The sequence below is a fragment of the Pseudoalteromonas luteoviolacea DSM 6061 genome, from assembly GCF_001625655.1.
Classification (GTDB): Bacteria; Pseudomonadota; Gammaproteobacteria; order Enterobacterales; family Alteromonadaceae; genus Pseudoalteromonas; species Pseudoalteromonas luteoviolacea.
Map to the genome: position 1 here is coordinate 37,864 of NZ_AUYB01000068.1, position 17,871 is coordinate 55,734.

16 protein-coding genes are annotated in these 17,871 nt (G+C 41.8%); 6 read left to right on the top strand and 10 right to left on the bottom strand.

Annotated features, from left to right (window positions below):
- Window positions 1-11: 11 nt before the first annotated feature.
- Window positions 12-626 (bottom strand): glutathione S-transferase family protein, encoded by a 615-nt coding sequence (locus tag N475_RS02975; protein ID WP_063359082.1) that lies wholly within the window; start codon window positions 624-626, stop codon window positions 12-14.
- A 152-nt stretch (window positions 627-778) separates the two neighbouring features.
- Here N475_RS02975 and N475_RS02980 point away from each other — a divergent pair, with 152 nt between their 5' ends.
- Window positions 779-1,660 carry a LysR family transcriptional regulator gene (locus N475_RS02980; RefSeq protein WP_063364671.1) on the top strand — a complete coding sequence of 294 codons (882 nt, stop codon included), beginning with the start codon at window positions 779-781 and terminating at the stop codon, window positions 1,658-1,660.
- 4 nt (window positions 1,661-1,664) lie between these two features.
- On the opposite strand, the gene N475_RS02985 is transcribed toward N475_RS02980, so the two are convergent.
- The 5 genes from N475_RS02985 to N475_RS03005 all read right to left on the bottom strand — a co-directional run bounded on the left by N475_RS02985 (window position 1,665) and on the right by N475_RS03005 (window position 9,075).
- Entirely contained in the window at window positions 1,665-2,564 is a 900-nt protein-coding gene (locus N475_RS02985) for a helix-turn-helix transcriptional regulator (RefSeq protein ID WP_063364677.1), read from the bottom strand.
- An 81-nt stretch (window positions 2,565-2,645) separates the two neighbouring features.
- The gene (locus N475_RS02990; protein ID WP_063364672.1) at window positions 2,646-5,738 is read right to left on the bottom strand and encodes an efflux RND transporter permease subunit; all 3,093 of its coding nucleotides are present in this window, start codon (window positions 5,736-5,738) and stop codon (window positions 2,646-2,648) included.
- Window positions 5,735-6,955 (bottom strand): efflux RND transporter periplasmic adaptor subunit, encoded by a 1,221-nt coding sequence (locus tag N475_RS02995; RefSeq protein ID WP_063359086.1) that lies wholly within the window; start codon window positions 6,953-6,955, stop codon window positions 5,735-5,737. The genes N475_RS02990 and N475_RS02995 overlap by 4 nt, the downstream gene beginning before the upstream one ends.
- Window positions 6,945-7,832 (bottom strand): ABC transporter six-transmembrane domain-containing protein, encoded by an 888-nt coding sequence (locus N475_RS03000; protein WP_063364673.1) that lies wholly within the window; start codon window positions 7,830-7,832, stop codon window positions 6,945-6,947. Before N475_RS03000 ends, N475_RS02995 begins: the two co-directional genes overlap by 11 nt.
- Before the next feature lie 172 nt (window positions 7,833-8,004).
- Window positions 8,005-9,075, bottom strand: coding sequence for an energy transducer TonB (locus tag N475_RS03005; protein ID WP_063364674.1), 1,071 nt, complete (start codon window positions 9,073-9,075; stop codon window positions 8,005-8,007).
- Between the two features lie 356 nt (window positions 9,076-9,431).
- On the opposite strand from N475_RS03005, the gene N475_RS25330 reads away from it, so the two are divergent.
- Window positions 9,432-9,608, top strand: coding sequence for a hypothetical protein (locus N475_RS25330; RefSeq protein ID WP_155730986.1), 177 nt, complete (start codon window positions 9,432-9,434; stop codon window positions 9,606-9,608).
- Window positions 9,609-9,664: 56 nt separating this feature from the next.
- Here N475_RS25330 and N475_RS03010 read toward each other — a convergent pair whose 3' ends face one another.
- Entirely contained in the window at window positions 9,665-10,039 is a 375-nt protein-coding gene (locus tag N475_RS03010; RefSeq protein ID WP_063364675.1) for a hypothetical protein, read from the bottom strand.
- A gap of 23 nt (window positions 10,040-10,062) precedes the next feature.
- Window positions 10,063-10,899, bottom strand: a complete 837-nt coding sequence (locus N475_RS03015; protein ID WP_063359090.1) for a trypsin-like serine protease — start codon at window positions 10,897-10,899, stop codon at window positions 10,063-10,065.
- A gap of 603 nt (window positions 10,900-11,502) precedes the next feature.
- Between N475_RS03015 and N475_RS03020 the strand changes: the two genes are divergently transcribed.
- The gene (locus N475_RS03020) at window positions 11,503-14,310 is read left to right on the top strand and encodes a TonB-dependent receptor plug domain-containing protein (RefSeq protein WP_063359091.1); all 2,808 of its coding nucleotides are present in this window, start codon (window positions 11,503-11,505) and stop codon (window positions 14,308-14,310) included.
- Between the two features lie 91 nt (window positions 14,311-14,401).
- Here the strand turns inward: N475_RS03020 and N475_RS03025 are convergent, their stop codons facing one another.
- Window positions 14,402-14,782: a GFA family protein gene (locus N475_RS03025; protein WP_063359092.1), complete on the bottom strand. Its 381-nt coding sequence runs from the start codon at window positions 14,780-14,782 to the stop codon at window positions 14,402-14,404.
- A 69-nt stretch (window positions 14,783-14,851) separates the two neighbouring features.
- Complete coding sequence (locus tag N475_RS03030) at window positions 14,852-15,769, bottom strand: ADP-ribosylglycohydrolase family protein (RefSeq protein ID WP_063359093.1); 918 nt, start codon at window positions 15,767-15,769, stop codon at window positions 14,852-14,854.
- 238 nt (window positions 15,770-16,007) lie between these two features.
- On the opposite strand from N475_RS03030, the gene N475_RS03035 reads away from it, so the two are divergent.
- The 3 genes from N475_RS03035 to N475_RS25925 all read left to right on the top strand — a co-directional run.
- Complete coding sequence (locus tag N475_RS03035; RefSeq protein WP_063359094.1) at window positions 16,008-16,502, top strand: hypothetical protein; 495 nt, start codon at window positions 16,008-16,010, stop codon at window positions 16,500-16,502.
- Window positions 16,503-16,549: 47 nt separating this feature from the next.
- Complete coding sequence (locus N475_RS03040; protein WP_063364676.1) at window positions 16,550-17,203, top strand: hypothetical protein; 654 nt, start codon at window positions 16,550-16,552, stop codon at window positions 17,201-17,203.
- Window positions 17,204-17,587: 384 nt separating this feature from the next.
- Window positions 17,588-17,871: hypothetical protein (locus tag N475_RS25925; protein WP_211270597.1), on the top strand; the 284-nt coding region annotated here is incomplete at its 3' end.

Consider the following 17,871-nt stretch of genomic DNA (forward strand, 5'->3'; position numbering starts at 1 on the left):
TCCTCCAATCATTAAAGCAAAGCTTGTTCAGCATCTAGTGCTGCTTTAAAGGACTCTCTACTCATCACTCTTTCTAGCATGACATGAACATTGTCAGGAATACTAATATCAACATAAAAATAAGCACCCCAACGGGCATATACGGCCAACAATATATCAGCAACGTTGGGTTGCAACCCGCCCAAAAATGGTCCGTGACCCTCTCGCTGTTGCAATCGTAAGCTCACTACCTGCCATAGTTTATTAATACATTTAGCCGCCTCATTCATAAATATTTGACGCTCACTGTCATCCATGATGATTTGCTTGGCGAAAAACAACCTTCCATATGCAGGGTGAATAGTGGCATTGGCAAACATTAAATCTTCAATAATTTGTTGCTGTTGTTTGGTATCTACGGGCCAAAGCTGACTGCTATGGGTACGCAATAAGTGCAACATAATCGCGGCCCCTTCTGTCAAAACAATTTCATCTTTAACCAAAGTCGGAACCATATTGGAAGGGTTAATCATTGCGAAGTTTTCGGCCTGTTGCTGATTCACTAAAGTGAACTCTTGGCCGAGCTCTCTTAGCATAATCTGCACTGCCAAAGAACAAGCCCCAGGAATCAAATAAAGGGTATACATCACTCTCTCCTAACATCTACAAGTATTAAAGTTCAGGCACTTAAGCGCCTCATTCATTTACAGAAGCAGTGTAGAAAAAGCTGAATGTGTAATATATAGTCACAATACGAACCTGTTGTTTCCCTGAAGGAAACAGTCATTAGGAGAGATACATGGACAAGTTACGCGCAATCGAAGTGTTTATTAGTTTAGCCGAGCAAGGTAGCTTTACACGCGTTGCAGAATTAAGGCAAACCTCTAAATCAATGATTAGTAAAGAGATAACTAAGCTTGAAGAGAGTTTAGGAGTGAGGCTGTTGCATCGCACTACACGCGCTTTGCAATTGACAGAAGCCGGCAAAGTATATTTACACAAAGCACAAAACATCTTATCCCAGCTAGAGTTAGCTGATATGCAAGTTCAACAATTGCGCCAAAAGCCACAAGGCAAACTTAAGATCAATTTACCTATGGCCCTGGGACTTTGTATGTTGACCGACGTCTTCAATGATTTCATGTCCATGTTTCCCGACATTCAACTCGATATCCACCTTAGTGATGAAGATATCGACTTAGTGGAGCACGGTTTTGATCTTGGATTTCGAGCATCAAGTAAGTTGCTGGATTCAAATTATGTTGGCCGGCCCCTTACACAATTTAGCTACCGGATATGTGCGTCACCAGACTACATTAACAACCACCCAACTATCACCAAAGCCAAAGACCTCCATGCACATAACTGTTTTGAATACACTTATTTTAAAAACAAAAATAGTTGGCCGATAGAAGATGGTATCACCATCAGTGGTTCGCTAAAGGTAAATAGCACACCATTTATGCTAGAAGTTATCAAAGCTGGCCATGGCATTGGCTTTTTACCTGAATTTGTATGTGAAAAAGCCCTTAAAAGTGAGCAAGTAGTTGAGGTATTAGAAACATGTAAGAAACCGCAACTGACCCTATATGCGCTATATCCAGCTAGGCATTTCGTGCCAGAGGCTGTAATACAGTGTATTCAGTTTTTAGAGCAATACTTTGCTCGTCAAGCCAAATAGCATTTTACACAATCACAGGGACTTGAAATGAAAAAGTAACACCACCTGTGTCTGTCATTTCGATGTCTCGAACAATTTCCACCAAGTAGCCGCTGTCATCTAGTTGATAGCCTTCTGTCTCAATTAGCTTGAATAACTGTTCCAGTGCCACAGCATAGGCGGTATCGGATACCAAATACACGTCACAACAAAAGTAATGTCCTTCGGCCAGTAGCTTGGTGTACTCGGACGACGTAACCTGCCAATCTCCCATGTAAGTTTGAATATCCTTCCAGCTATTTTCCAATTGATTAACTGGAGTCATCCCCATAATACGGGTCGACTTTTCGCCAAAAGTATCAAAAACGATGTCCCAGTCTTGACTTGTATTAGGTAGCAACTTCATCCCTCTTTGTGGATACCAAACAAGTTCACATGGGAGGTTTTGTGCAAGTTTGTTCTCTAGCGACTCTGTTTCACTCGGGTGCGCAAGCTTAGTCATTAGCTCACTAGTTTGCCGTGGTGTACCTGAAACTCCCATTGCGCGAATTTCTTTTGCGGTCAAACCCAGCGCTTTCTTCAGCGCTTTACCAAGGGCTTGTGAAGATGAAAATCCACATTCATGCGCGATATCTATTATTTTATAGTCTTGCTCAGCAAAAATATAATGCACTGCATATTGCAGCCGCACGCGACTCAAGTATTGCCCCGGTGTTTCATTGAACAGCTCAGAAAACTGACGATGGAAATGAAAAGGTGATATGGCACTTTGCGTCGCAATTTGCTCCCAGCAAAGCCCTGACGCCAAATCTTGATGCATAAGTTTAAGCGCAGTTGCAAAACGTGTTAGCAAGTGCTCTGGTAAAGGGGCTAAGAGTGCATACTCTGGTACCAGTACAAATGGCGTGGGATTTTTTTCAGACATAGGCAAGATAGTTGTGACGAATGCCACAACTATCGCGCGCTATACCTTTAAAATCAACTAACCGTATGTAAGTAATTGTAGTTAAGCATGCTCCGACAATAATAACGACGCTTCCTGCTTGGGCAGTTTACGGCAAAATAGACCTAACAAAATTGGAATCAATACCAATGTCACTAAGGTTGCAAATAGCTCCCCAAAAACAAGTGCAACTGCTGCAGGTTTTAGATATTGCGCTTGTTCGGCTTGCTCAAATAACAATGGAAGTAAGCCGCAAACCGTCGTAACTGTGGTTAAGAATATCGCTCTAAAACGGCTTGTCCCTGCCTTAATCAAAGAGTCATTTAATCCCATACCACTTCGGTAAAAGTGATTAAAGCGTGTGATCAACACAAGCGAGTCGTTTATCACAATACCGGTCATCGCCATCATGCCAAACATGGACAATAAACTGATTGGTAAGTCCATTATGTAGTGGCCAAAGATGGCACCAGCAAACCCAAATGGAATGACGGCCATAATGATAAGTGGTTGCCAATATGATTTGAGTGGAATTGCCAGTAAAATGTAGATCAGTACCAGCGTCATCAACATAGCCGATTTAAACCCTTTGGAGACTTCAGCTATTTCTTCAAACTCACCACCCGCTTTAATTTTGAGACCAGGGTAGGTCTGTTCAAGCTTAGCGATATCAGCTTGCAACTTCACCATGACCTCTTCTGGCGATTGAATGTGTCTATTTTGCTTCCAATAGACATTTACAACTTCAGTCCTATCTCGCCTGTAAATAGCCTCTGGCACTTGCTCAAAACTGAATGTCGCGATATCTTCCAATCGCACACTTTGACCAGAAGGCATTGTTACTAAGCTTGCTTTTAGCTGTTCAATGTTTTGTCTATCTTTTTTAGCGTAGCGAACCAATACTTTGGTTTCTTGCCCTTGATCAAGCAGACGATGTAATTCTCTTTGTCCAAAAGCCTCACCAGCCAACTTACCAATTTGAAATTGAGTTACGCCTAGCTGCTGACCGTATTCATTAAGCTCGATGCGAATTTGTATTTGGCCTCCATCAGCGTCATCATAAATATCCGATACACCAGCCTGTGAGGATAAGAGAGCGGAAAACTGTTCACTTATGCGTTTAGCAATGGCCTTTTCCGATGCCGAGATAGATACATATGTGCCACCTGCTGGCGCATCTGAGGCCGAAAACTGCACTGAATATGCTCCTTCAATTGCCCCAGTTTGTTTACGCCAACTATCTGTTAGTAAATAACTTGGTAAAGCACTTAACGATTCGCTGGTAAGTTCAGCTGTTACCTCTATATCTCCATAGCCATCTGACCACGCGAGTAAATTAACAATAGGTGGGGCCTCAAGGTTATATTCCACACGCAACGTTTCTCCTACCTTAGTTGCTGCACTTTCTAGCTGAGTGAGTGCTTTACCTTGTAGCGGCAAAGGTGCACCGTCTTGCATTGAGACTTTTGCCGTTATGTAACGTCCAGGGATCTCAGGAAAGACGGCACTGCGGATCGCCCCATTTGACCACATTCCATAAGCAAGTGTTATAAAAGCAATAAATAACAATAGGCTAGCCGCTTTGTACTTAAGTGCAAGCATCAAGGTAGGCTGATAAACTCGGCCTTTAAACGCTTCAAGCATAGATTGAGCATAGCCTTGGATCATATTTACCAAGTTTCGATTGGCTGTTTTGTTGTGCTTCAGTGGCGCTAAGTGAGCCGGCAAAATGAACTTGCTTTCAACTAACGAAAATAGCAAAGCGATTATCACTACCATTGAAAACCCAGCTAACAATTTTGCCAATTCGTTATTGATCCAGAGCATAGGAGAAAAAGCGGCAATCGTTGTAAGTGCGCCGAAAATTGTAGCCACCGAGACTGATTGAACGCCGTGAAAAGCAGCTATACGACCATTTTTAGATTGCCCCCGCTTTTCATGAATTGCCTCTCCAACGACAACCGCATCATCAACTAAAATACCCAACACCAAAATAAAGCCAAATAAAGTAATGTCATTAATACTGTGATCAGTTAGTTGTAATGCGCCTAGGGTGCCAAATAATGCGACAGGGATACCTGCAGAAACCCAAAATGCTAACCTAACATCTAGAAATAGCCCAAGTAATACAATGACGATTAATAGACCCTGCCAAGCATTATCTCCCAATCTAAATAACTGCTCTTCGATGTAAGGCGCCATATCAGCCATAGTGCTGATCTTCACATCACTGGGCAGCTGTTCGCGCAACTGTGCTAATGTATCATTGATAGCCTCACTGACATGCAGCAGGTTATCCTTGCGACTCGTACTAACTAGCAGCGCAATTGCATTTTGCCCATTGTTACGCACAATTGAACCACTTTGCTCATAGTCACGATATACCTGTGCAATATCGCCAACACGCACTTTACCTGCCGCTTTTACTACCACAGGAATTTCCAGCAATTTAGCGACACTATCAGCATAACCATCCCCTTTTAATACAAACCGGCCACTTTCGCTGGTAAGTTCACCGCTTCGAGTTTCATGCGAGAACTGCTCAATTGCAGATGCAAACTCTTCCAAGGTCATACCAAGCTGTGCCAGCTTTACAGGGTTGGGCTCTATCACCAATTGCGGACTGCGGCTACCCCAATTATCAACACGTGAAATATCAGCATGTTTTTTCAAGGCAATCTCTACTTGTCTGGCAATTGGCTGTAAGCTGCTGTCGACTCTCGGGGCAGAAACAACAACAAATGCAGCTAAATTGGTGAATTCATCTTTAGCAACAAGTGGACGCTCCGCCAGCTCTGGAAATCCAACAATACTATTCACCCGATTGCGAACGCTATTAAGTAACGCATCAATGTCAGCATCACTGGTTTTGCGTATAGTTACGGTTGATAGTCCTGCGGAAGATTGACTCACGACTTGTTTGATCCCAGCAATTCCGCTGATAGATTCTTCAACCCGCTGGGTGATCCCTTCATCGATTTGTTTTGCCGTGCCACCTGGGTATGGCACAGTCACTGAAATACTTGAAGGCGCAATTTGTGGAAATGACTCGACTCTCAATTGCCCTAACGCCAACACTCCACTGATAATAATGGCAAACATCAGCAAATTGGCAGCAACTGTGTTGTCGATAAACCACTTAGTTAACCAGCTCATTGGCTTTCTTCCCTACTTACTAATCTTACAGAATTTGATTTAGGTGAAATCTCGGATGAAATCTCGGATGAAATCTCGGATGAAATCTCGGATGAAATCTCGGATGAAATCTCAGGTGAGACCTCAGTGCCTACCAACATTGACAGCAGCGGGTATTCGACCACTTTTCTCGCCTTATCTGGTAAATTAGCAAATCGCACATAAGTAAACTCATCATTTTTGGATAGCACTTCTACAGCCTCTTTCTGCAAAGAGTTTTCTTCATTGATAGTCCAAATAAATCCGTCTCGTGTCATAGCGCTATGAGGAACTTGAAATGACAAAGGTTCTGAGAGCATTCGGATACTCACTTGAACTGGTTGGTTTGGCATAAGCGAAACAAGCTCTTGATAAGGGTTGGCCACCTTCAAAACGACTTGTCGCTGACGAGTAGTTAGATCGACTTTTGGATCAATAAATCTCACCTGCGCAGGCCAATGTTTTCCCGATCTATCTATTACATCTATTGTCACAGCGTTCGCCTGTAGCTGGGGTAATAGCTTACCCCAAATGGGGTCCGATATAGGCATCTCCACATCTATACTGGCGCTGCTGGCAACCTCAAATAATGCTTCTCCTGCACTGAGCCAATCACTAGGGCTAACTGTTCTAGACAAAACTACGGCATTAAATGGTGCTGTAATGTGCGCTTCTTGAACAAGCTTATTGGTACTTTGCAACGCTAATCTCGCTTGCGTTAGATCAGACTCTGCTGCCGCGACTTGGGGCTCACGCTTTGCATAGCTACTTTGATTATTTTCAGACAACATTCGCAGTGCCACAGCTTGCTCATGTAGTTGCTGCTCAAGGGCTAATTCTGCATGACGCACACGGCTTTGAGCTTGGGCTAACTCAGAAGCAAGGTGAGTCATATCAAGTTTGGCTAAAGGCGCCCCCTCTGACACCAAGGTGCCTGGCTCTAACGATGTATCTAACCAAGCAAGTTGTCCATTACTCGAAACTCTGAGCTGCGTTACGTGCCTCGCACGCGTATTACCCAGCAGAGTCAAGCTAGGGGTATGCGGCTGTGGACTCACAACAACAACAGATACAGGCTGTTTTGGAGCGAGTTTAGATTGTGTCACAGGCTCAGCAACAGCAAGCTCATCAACAACAACCAGAGCAACAAAGACCGCAAATAGTCCTAATCCAATGGCCAAAATATTTTTATACTTCATAGCTGCTTTCCTTAGTTAGGTGTGTTTCTTCATCACGATTTAGGCGCTGCGTGATTTCGCTCAATCGCGATAAAATTTGCAGAGTAACTGGCAACATGATTGCGGTGTCCACAAATTCTAGGGAGTAAGTTAAAATTGAAAACACTTCACCAGTGCTTGGATTTGGCAGTACATTTACCAACCATAAGTTGCTCAACACAGATAAAAATAACAGTGAAAAAATAAAGCCGTATACCAAGGCTTCAGTGTCTGATAGCGCAATCTCATGCTTTTTCAGCTTTTCTAAGTGCGCACTGATAGCCGCAAAGGGTTTACCACTGAGCACTTTAACTTGTTGCTCCGTTTGGTCATTTAATTTGCTATTGAGGCGTTTGAAAGTGTTGTGGCAACAAGCATACACGACCAACATACCGCTGCTCGCGATCAGTACACTCAGTGCAAAATACGAATGAAACGTGGCGAGTATAATTATGATTGATACGAGTTGAATGGCCGCGGTCATTAATGCCGGAAGATCGTTTTCTAGAAAATCCACTAACTCCCTAGACATAGTCAAGCGCGCGCTTTTGGCTGACACATCAGCCGCTCTTAAATTATGCGCCACCTTTTCAGCGAGTCTGACCCGAATATCACCGTATACACGCGTGTCGTAAAATCTGCGTAGTACACTCACAACAACCAAACCGAAAAGACTAACAGCAAACCAAAATAACGGAGCTGTGTCTTTGGCTAGTACCCCATCAATCGCGTATCCAATAAAAAGCGGTAGAAGAATAAGAAGAATATTCTCAATCATCACCATCGACCAAGTAACGGCTATTTTGAAAGGGCTTAATTTCACAATTGACCACTGTGAAATCGCGTTGAAAGTGGACATATTTGACTCCTAAATACTGCTAGAGCCGAAGTATCTCCAATTATGAAATGCAAAAAGTGTCCTAGATTGCTGTTTTAGAATTTGTGAGGCAAAAATGGTGGGCTAACATTGATTTTAAGATAAGACATAATATGCATGTGCCTGCCCTCGTTAGGCAGGCAAACTATTGAAATCAGGCTTTTCCAGTTGATGGTGTCTGCTCTGTCGAACTTGTTTCTACCAAATTAAATGTGGCGCCTTTACTACCATGAACATAGACTCGGCAACGTTGCCAGCTTTGTGGAATATTCCACTGAAGGCCCTGTTTAACATCATAAACAGAATATTGATTTGCGCACCTGACTTCTAGAGAGGTTAAATTACCTTGAACATTAGCGATAGTAAAAGCGCTTCTCGCTAAATCATGTTGCCAAATCGACCTCTCGGAGATTTCTCCTTGTACCCAGATCTGTTTGCTTTCATCTGCAATAAACGCTTCAACTTTATCTATATACGGAAAAAGTTGTTTTGTGTGCGATTCACCACCTTTGGTTTGTGAGAGCTTATCAAACATTAGCATTGCATGTTTTAACTTGTTTTTCTCTAAGTTTAATATCGTTGCGCGCGCCACAGAAGCAACATACATATCTCTATTAAGGTACTCTTTGCCTCGGTAAGCAACTTTGTTAAGCGCCTCTAGCTCTTTTTCTTTCTCACCTGTTTTATAGTAATACCTTGCTTCGGCAGTCCAAAAATGACTGTTTTCCGTAAAGTTGCCTAGATTAATAGCCCTTAACTCTTCTAGCTTTTCAGGCACCCCTTCTAACTCGTTGTTTTCTATCTTTGTAATTAGCTTTTTGTATCGCCCCAAAAAGCGACGAGATACGCCAACCTCGGCATTATTGAGAAGAAAGTTCATTTGTATTTGATTCTGACATTGCTTAACGGGTTTGTTATTTTGCGTCGCAGGATCAAACTTCCACTGTTTCACGGCATTGAGCGCGGCTTTTTCAAATGAGCGAATACCGGATGAATTCTCTACAAGAACAGATTCAACTTCACCATTTTCATTGACCACGTAGCTTAATTCTACCCAACCTTCTTGCCCTTTTCTGGCAGCTTGTACCGGGTAAACTGGCTCAACTCTTTTGACTGCTACCGCATTAACAATAGTTTCTTTATGAATATCACCTATCTGAGGATTATTTGCAGGTGTAACTTGAGATGAAACTGCACTTAGCAGCATTGCGGAGATAAAACTCATAACCTTCCTTTTTTATTTTCAAAACCACTTATCAGGCTAAGCATTAAATCTTAGCCCATACGCGATTTAGAATTCCCTTTAGACTTAAACCAATTAAATTTGATTCAATTTATATTCAAAAGGGAGAATAACAGATTCTTTTGTTATTTTCTCACAACACCTTAGCCAAAATAAACCTCGTTTAAGCCAATTAAGCAAAAACCGACCATCAGGCGTTAGATGACAGGTAAACTTGACAATATTTCATTGGCTTTTTACCAACCTCACTTATAACCTCTAATTTTAAAATCAAACAATTTACATTAATTTAAATAAAATTTAATGAGATTTATCAGATAAACTCAACGAAAGGAAAAATGATGAAATTATCCCTCGACAAAAAACGCATGAAAAACCTAACCAACAACAATCACATGCTTGCGCATGGGCAGACACCCAAGGTTGCAGGGGGATGCAACTCAGCACCAGGTCAGTGTTTTGGTGGGACAGCCGCATGTTGCTCTGAAGGCACTTGCCGCTCTCGCTACTGCTAAACGTATTTATGGCAGCACTCACTGCCATAGCAGAACCAACTAAACGGGACCTTTATTTAGCTACCTAGCAAAGCCAACAACCCAATGGGTAATAATAAAACCCACTGTGGCAATTTTACTAAAGCGGTAAATTTAAAAAAGTAAGTACCTACGACGATAAAAACAACGGTAAAAAGCACGTAAATTACACCGATTAAATAAGTCAAAGTATAATATTGCGCGTCCCCTTTCCAACCAATAAAGATCAACGTACATGCACCACATAACAGCATCACAGACACCATATGCCAGCAGGCTAATAATGTGGCTTTGGGTACGTCTTCCAAATTTGATTTTAAAAAAGGCTTAACAGGGTCTCGCTGACCCGCAACAATGTGCACAGCAGCTGTAGCTAGTGCCAATAAACCTGAGCATAGTAACCAAGTATTCATATAAAGTCCTTTTGCGTTTTATCCTAAAGTGACAAATTTATCTGCTCACATATGCTTTGCAAATTACTTTCAGTTAAACCAGCAGGCAACTGTGCTTGCGATAAACTAACTGAACTGTACTTAGTGACTTGTTCACGGGCCATGATTTGTTCAATCCATGGGTTAAAGTAAGAAATGCGTGTATATACTTCGGTAATGCCATATTTTCCGACACCGGCTCCTTCAAACCTAGAGCTTATTCCCAACAAATGCACGCCATTTGCGTCGGTTACATATGCAGGGCCACCGCTGTCACCACCTCCAGACACGCCTTCCAGTGGCAAAGCTTTTTCTCCTTTATCAAATTTGAATTTTATAAGCGGGCCATCTACCTCTGAGACTTTATTGTGTGCTTTACGAAGTACTTGTTGGTTGTTATAGCTATTTACCGTTTCCCCCGTTAGGCCGCTACCAGTGCCTCCAATACCAATAAACCATAGGACTCTATTCAATTCGTCAGTCTGCTTATATCGTATTGCTGGCCTCACATCTTCAACTGGCTCAGCCAACTCTAGCAAGGCGATATCATGACTTTTACCTGGCTTATAGTCTTTATGAACATAGGTATGTTTCACTTTTCGTAGTTTATCAGCCACTCTTACATAACTATTCGGGGTTGTACAAAATGTGGCATGTGCTGCGGTCACAATCCAGTTTGGTGCAATCAATGTCCCATGAGCCCCATCAACATAAAATGTTGCCAGCGGCACAAAGTCCTTACTATTTGCTAGATAGCGATCTGGAGCAACATCATGACGAGTCACAATCGCATGTACAGATGTACTCAAAAAACATGTTGCTATAACGTACAATTTCAGCATAAAGACTTCTCATTAGATTTAGCTAGGCGGTTGATTCTAGTTTAAATTTTGTACCACACTCAGCGTAATATGAAAACGCATATTTAATCTACTTTCACTCATACCAAACTACTTTTAAATTTATGCGTTACTCATCCAAAATTCGGTTTGTTGCAAATTTTTAGACAAAAACATTATTACTATTTACTGAACAATAAACAATTAACCTGACGACAGTGTTAATTTTTAATGCCTAAAAACAGCCTCACCATAAAGGAATAATTCCCACCACTTAAAGAAGGGAAAATAAATAAGATATTTAAAATAAACAATTCGGTCATCGCCTAAGTCGCTCAGTCACCATGCTAAATAACCTTACATACACCTTTTCCCCTTAAACACTATTAGCTTTATCGCAACAAAAAGACATCACCTTTGCAATATTAACGCTTGCCTAATTATTTTTAATGTATATTGTATACAATTATCACATCGTTACTTGAGCGCATATTTATCAGCTCTTTATGCAAATTGATTCTTAAGAAAGTTACTAATTACAATTTTGCATACACACCGAGTGATACAGGAATACAATAATAATCCAGTGGTAAAGAGGGGAATACCATGAGCATCAACAAAAGACCGAAACGCAACCTAAACAGGAGCCTATTGGCACTGGCGATTGCGTCAGCAAGTATGGCACCAGCTGTATATGCAAATGATGACGATCAGGCCGAAGCGCCAGAACGTATTACGGTGACAGGTTCTCGCATTATGCGTGCAAGCTTTGAAGCACCGTCTCCCACTGTTGTGATTTCAGCAGAAGATATCAAAATTACAGGTGCAAACAACGTCAATGACATTTTGACAGGTATGCCACAATTTGCTGATGGGTTCGACTCAGCATCAGGCAACTACTCTTTTGGTAATTCAGGACTTAACATTCTTGATTTGCGCAACATGGGTGAAGAAAGAACTCTAGTTCTTATTAATGGTAAACGCCCTGCCCTTGTCGCAACGGACTATCAAGGTATGTTTGCCGATGTAGGTACTATACCAGCATCTTTAATTGAACGTGTTGAAGTAATGACTGGCGGCGCCTCGGCAATTTATGGCTCTGATGCAATCGCCGGTGTTGTGAACTTCATCTTGAAAAAAGATTTCGAAGGCACACAAGCTAACGCGCACTTTTCTGGCACTCAAGAAGGCGGACACAGTACCAGAAGTTTTAACTTTACCCATGGCTTTTCTTTTAACGACGACGGCAATGTAACCGTTGCATTTGACTACTTGTCAGAGTCAGCTCTCACACAAAATAACCGTGAAAAGTCATATAACTACCAGCGCTCAGTAACCAACCCAAATAAAGGTGAAGGTCAACCGGCCAAAATTTGGAAAACCAACGTTTCGCCTATCCCTTGGGGTGTGCCGCAAACTATTTTCTCAGTATACAATGGTGACGATGGTGGTTACGACTGGTATGACTTTGATGAAGCAACCCAAGAGGTTGCGCTTCGAGCACGTTATAAAGACATGTATGACGGCTGGCTAGTTGATGCTGATAAAGGCTACGAAGGCACAGCCTGGGGGCACATCGAAGATCCATTCGAGCGCATTAATTTATTTACGTCACTAAACTATCAATTTGACAGCTTTGATGTGGGCTTTGATGTAACACTCGCACGCACGAAATCGAACAACGTGATCGATCCACCATTTAAGCGCGCTTGGATGCAAGTTAAAGAAGTAAAGGAGTTATTTGATACACCAGCTTCTATCACCAATAATTTTGACGACGAAGATTGGATTGGATTCCATCACACATTCTACGAGCGCGGTGGGCGCAAGCACACAAATACCAGAGACTACTTTTCATCTTCATTGACCTTCTCTGGGGTATATGCAGATGACTGGTTCTGGGATGTGAACTTTGTTACCGGTAAATCAATGGCGTCATTGGATAGGCATACTGAAATGCGCCAGGACCGTTTCACTAGTAAAATGCAAGTTGCTGGCGAGTGTGTAGAGGCCGGTAATTGCCCAACATTTTCTCCTTTTGAACGCTCATCTGAAGCATTTATGGACTATGTGATTGATTCGTTTACCTCAACCACTGACACCGTAAATCACTCATTTACAGCTAACCTGTCAGGCGATCTCTATGAACTTCCAGCGGGTACGTTACAAATGAGTACAGGCGTCGAAGCACGATATGAGAGCATTTATTTTGACCCTCATGAACTTTGGGCCTCTGGAAATCTGTCATCTACAATGCAAGTTTTGGATGCAAGCCGCAATATCAAAGAAGCATATATTGAAGTATTGATACCGGTATTAAGCGATTTACCATTTGTAGATCAATTAGATGTTGAAGCGGCTTACCGTATCGCGGATTACTCCACTAACGATAGCTTATTTGAAAGTAGTAAACTCGCTGTGAACTGGATGATCAATGACCAAGTTCGCTTGCGCTCTATTTTCTCGCAAGCAGTTAGAGCTCCTCAGCTATACGAGCAATTTAGAAGTGAGTCGATTGGTTACTCGACCATTACCGACCCATGTGATGCAGATGAAATCGATGGTGGTCCATCTGATGGTCGCCGTAAGGCAAACTGTGCGCTATTGGGTATAGAGCCGGGTTGGACATCGAATATTAAAACCCAGCGAGGCCAATCTAGAAGTTCAGGTAACCCTGATTTGAAACAAGAAAAAGCCGATACTCTAACTGTTGGCTTGGTTTTAACACCGTCAAAATTAGTAGAAGACTTAACCATTTCAATCGACTACTTTGATATTAAATTGAAAGACAAGATCTCTGAGTTTGGCGGGAGCGACATTCTAAAGAACTGCGTAGATTTGTCTCAAAATTCAATCGACAATATGTTCTGCGACTTGGCATTTCGTAAAGACAATGGCGATGTAGAATACGTTAAACCATTGAGCTTAAACTTTGACTCTGGCCGCGTGAGAGGTGTTGACCTTGAAGCTTACTACTCTTGGGATGCGCTTTCGTTCGACTTTAAAGCTTCTCGTATGCTTGAAGACTCAGAAACCACACGCAACTTTGCTACAGGTTTAGATGAAACTAATAATGAAGTAGGTCAGCTTGGCAGACCTAAATGGGCCTCAAGCCTAGTAACCAAATATCAATTAGATGACCTCACGCTAAGTTGGACATTTAAGTTTAAGATGTCAGGTCGCTTTGATGACGACGCAGATCCTGGTTACCGTGACTCGGATACACCATCTCACTCACGCATCCATAATCTACGTGCAGACTACCAATTAACTGACAATGCCTCTGTGTACATTGGTATCAACAATGTGACCGACAACAACGGTGGTGATCATTGGACCACAAGCCGTGGCGCTTACAACGGCTGGTCGATCCTTGGACGCTCAGGTTACATCGGTATTGATTACGACTTTTAACCCCAGGAGCGCGTGTCATACGCACGCATAGCTAGTCCAATAGCCCCAAGGAATTGGGGCTATTTATATTCACTCTCATTTGAATGATTGCTTAAACAAAGTATCGGTCGACACTTTGTTCTTTAAACTCCCACGAATCAGCGCCATCAAAATACCTGACTGACGCATCTTGTAAGATGCTTTTATCAAACATACGTAAATTAACAGCCATACGCGTTGAGCCTGCTTTTTCTGTTGGTGTGTAGTGTGTTACACAGCCGCAGTCTCTGCAGTGATGGAAGTCGAGGTATTCATCTCCATGTTTATAACTTTGTACACTAGAATGACTAACTGCAACTTTGACTTGTGCAATTTCAAAATAACCCCAAATAGCCCCATAACGATGACACAACGAGCAATTACAACTTGTCGCTAAGTCAATTTCTGTTGATAAATCGATTGTGACGTTGCCACAGTGACAGCTACCTTGCATATTTTTGCCCCTTTCTTTTACAAGTTTAGTTACTGTTTATTTATACAGCACTATAACTAAAAAGCAAACTTAGCTAAAAAGTGATACGTAACGTGCGTGTAGATTTCGGGCAATCTCACTTATTTGTTCAAGCCCTTCTATTTGTTGATCAAAGCCATTAAGCGTTGCATCACCGTTATAAGCTCCCCAAATACCACCTGCCATGGCGCAGATAGTGTCTGTGTCACCACCCAAACTGCATGCATCTTCGATCATCTGCGTGAGCGGTTTATGTCGATAACTAAAGGCATAATAGAGCGCAGTCACCACCGAGTCTATGCTCAACATCCCATTGCCAAATTGGTGCTTAATTTCATATGAGTCAAGGGGCTGGCTACTTGTCAGCGCTTTGTAACAGGCAACCAACTTTTGTTTGTAAGGCCACAATTTACTTTCTGTACATAGAGTTTGCATAACACCGACTTTATCTACCCCAATTAATGCAAGTTGAGTTGCCCGAGCTATTAAAAATGCCCCCTCAATCGCCTCTGGGTGTGCATGCGTGATCTCTGCAGTTTTGGTGATGTCTTCTTTCAACACTGCTTGACTGATAAAATTACATATGGCTACAACGGGAGCTCTCATCGCTGCGCCATTGCCTTTTGAGCCATCCTTAAACTTTGCTTTATTTAGTGTGTTGAAGTCTTTACCAGAGTGTATGCCCTTAAGAAGCTTAGCTGCACTAGGCCCGTACCCTCTTGACCAGTGGTAACTATTACCAAATGTCTTTGCCAAGTGGTTTTGATCAATGGTGTGGTTTGCTAGAAATGAGTTTGCTACATCAATGGACATTTGCGTGTCGTCGGTATATCGAAGTTTACCGTCTGAGGTTTTGCCAACAAAGTACCAAAGCGCTCGCTCAAGTGCTCCACCTTCAAAACATGCACCACACGCATCAGCAATTGCCAGCGCCTTAAAACACCCAACAAATTTAGCCTGTTCAATCACACCTGTACTCCTTTATGGCAAACCAAAGTACGCAAAGAGCAATTACCGCATTGAAGTAATTTTAGCTGAATCTGATTTGAACGCTCAGAAACCACAAAGTGGTAGCTTAACGAAGATCCCAGTTAAGCAATGTGACCTAAAAAAATAGCTCCATTGCCATTACACGAAAGTTTAACGATAACACACAAAAACAATGTGTTAACATATTCAAAACATTTAAAGCAAACAAGGAGCGAACATGAACACCCCCAAAAGAATGACGATATTAATAGCAGCTTTAATTGGCGCCAATAGCCTTACAGCTATTGCAGCAGATAAACCACTATATCGTGGCTATAAACACGGTAATCATTTTTACACTACCGACGTAGTAGAAATGCTCAATGCTAAGGCGTCTGGTGGTTACGAGTACCAAGGAGTTGCTGTTACATTAGTCGAATATGGCGACGCTGATGCGGATAAAGCCTTTTACCGTTTATACAACAAAGATGCAGGTCCTGCTGGCAACCACTTTTATACAACAGATGTCGTTGAAGCGCTCAACATAAAGTCACTAGGCTATGTATATGAAAAGTCTGAAGGTTACACAACCAAGTCACGCGCTAAAACCATTTATAGAGGATATCATAGCGAACTCGATAACCATTTTTACACCACGGATGTTGTAGAAATGCTCAACGCAACAGCTTCTGGTGGTTACGTCTACCAAAAAGAAGAAGGCTACGGTAAATAAAAAACAGGGCACCGATACGTGTACCGGTGCCCTGCTAAGGACAATTTATGCTCAACAATAAAATTCGTTATCTTTTTATATTTTCGATCCTTGCGCTTATCCTCACCAATGTTTTGACACATATTCAGGTTACTACTCTTACAGCGCGAATTGAGACGCTTGAAAGCACGTTGAAAAATGGCCTCACCCCTTCGTCCACTTTACAATCAAATCTTGACATTGATGTCCTCAATATAAAGAGCCGACTTATCAGTATTGAGCAACAACTTTATTCTTTACAAGCTGCAGTGCCTAAGGCTCAGGTTACTCAAATAACTCCTGATAGAGATAACCAAAAGCAACGCCAAGAACAACGAGCATTTCAACAAGGTAGAATTGATTGGGAAGAAAAGTATTTTGCTACCCTTTACGAGGATTCTGACAAAAAAGCGCTAATGATGGTAGAACACTTGTCAGAGCTCAACGCGCTTACTATTGCGCAAAAGCAGGAGTTATTCTCAGTGCTCAGAGACAACTTTATTGAAGTCGCTTATGTGATTACAGATCAAGATGCTTACCCTACTATTGACGACCTTACTAACAAAATATCAGAGCTTAATAAAATTAAGGCAACTCGTCTTAGTCAGTTTTTAAATGATGAGCAATTAAAGCAACTGAATAACGTTGACTGGGTAAGTCGCTTTAAACAGTATGCTCTTTAAGCTTGCTAACAATTGAGCACTGGAACTCATCTCGCTGACAGAATAAGCCAGTAGGCAGCTTAAATTAATCGCTAGCACAGTAAGATTAAAATAATTCGCGTACTTTGAAGCCAAAGCGGTCAGGAAACCAGCAAACGACTAGCTTCATGGCGCAATGATCATAAAAACTATTGCTAAGCCAATATATTAGGGCTACAATGCCGGAAAATAACAACTTTGCTTAGTTATGTAGTAGAGTTATTATGTACTGAATGAAAGATTTCAGGGGCTGATTAGCACCCAGAACATGCCCGTATTTACTGGGCTGCAGCGCATTCACTTCCTTTACTTCTCGTTTTTACCACATTTTTTACCACAGATTTCGTTTTGACCATCGGCAGCGATATGACGAGTATTTTTGACATCAGTGGATCAGATAATAAAAATTCAAATTCTCCAAGTTATAAATCTGAAAGTTCTCCTTCGAGGAATGTTCTAAAAGAGAACGGATCAGATTCAAATAAATTAAGAGAAATCAACAGTTCTCCCGAGCAGTGCTTTGGAGATAATTCAACAAGAAAGCTTTCTCCCAAACCGAATTTTTCCAGTGAAAACACTCAAAAACGCTCATTAATCAGTCAAAAATCATCATTTTCAAATTCACGGATAATGGCCTTGTTGATCAAATA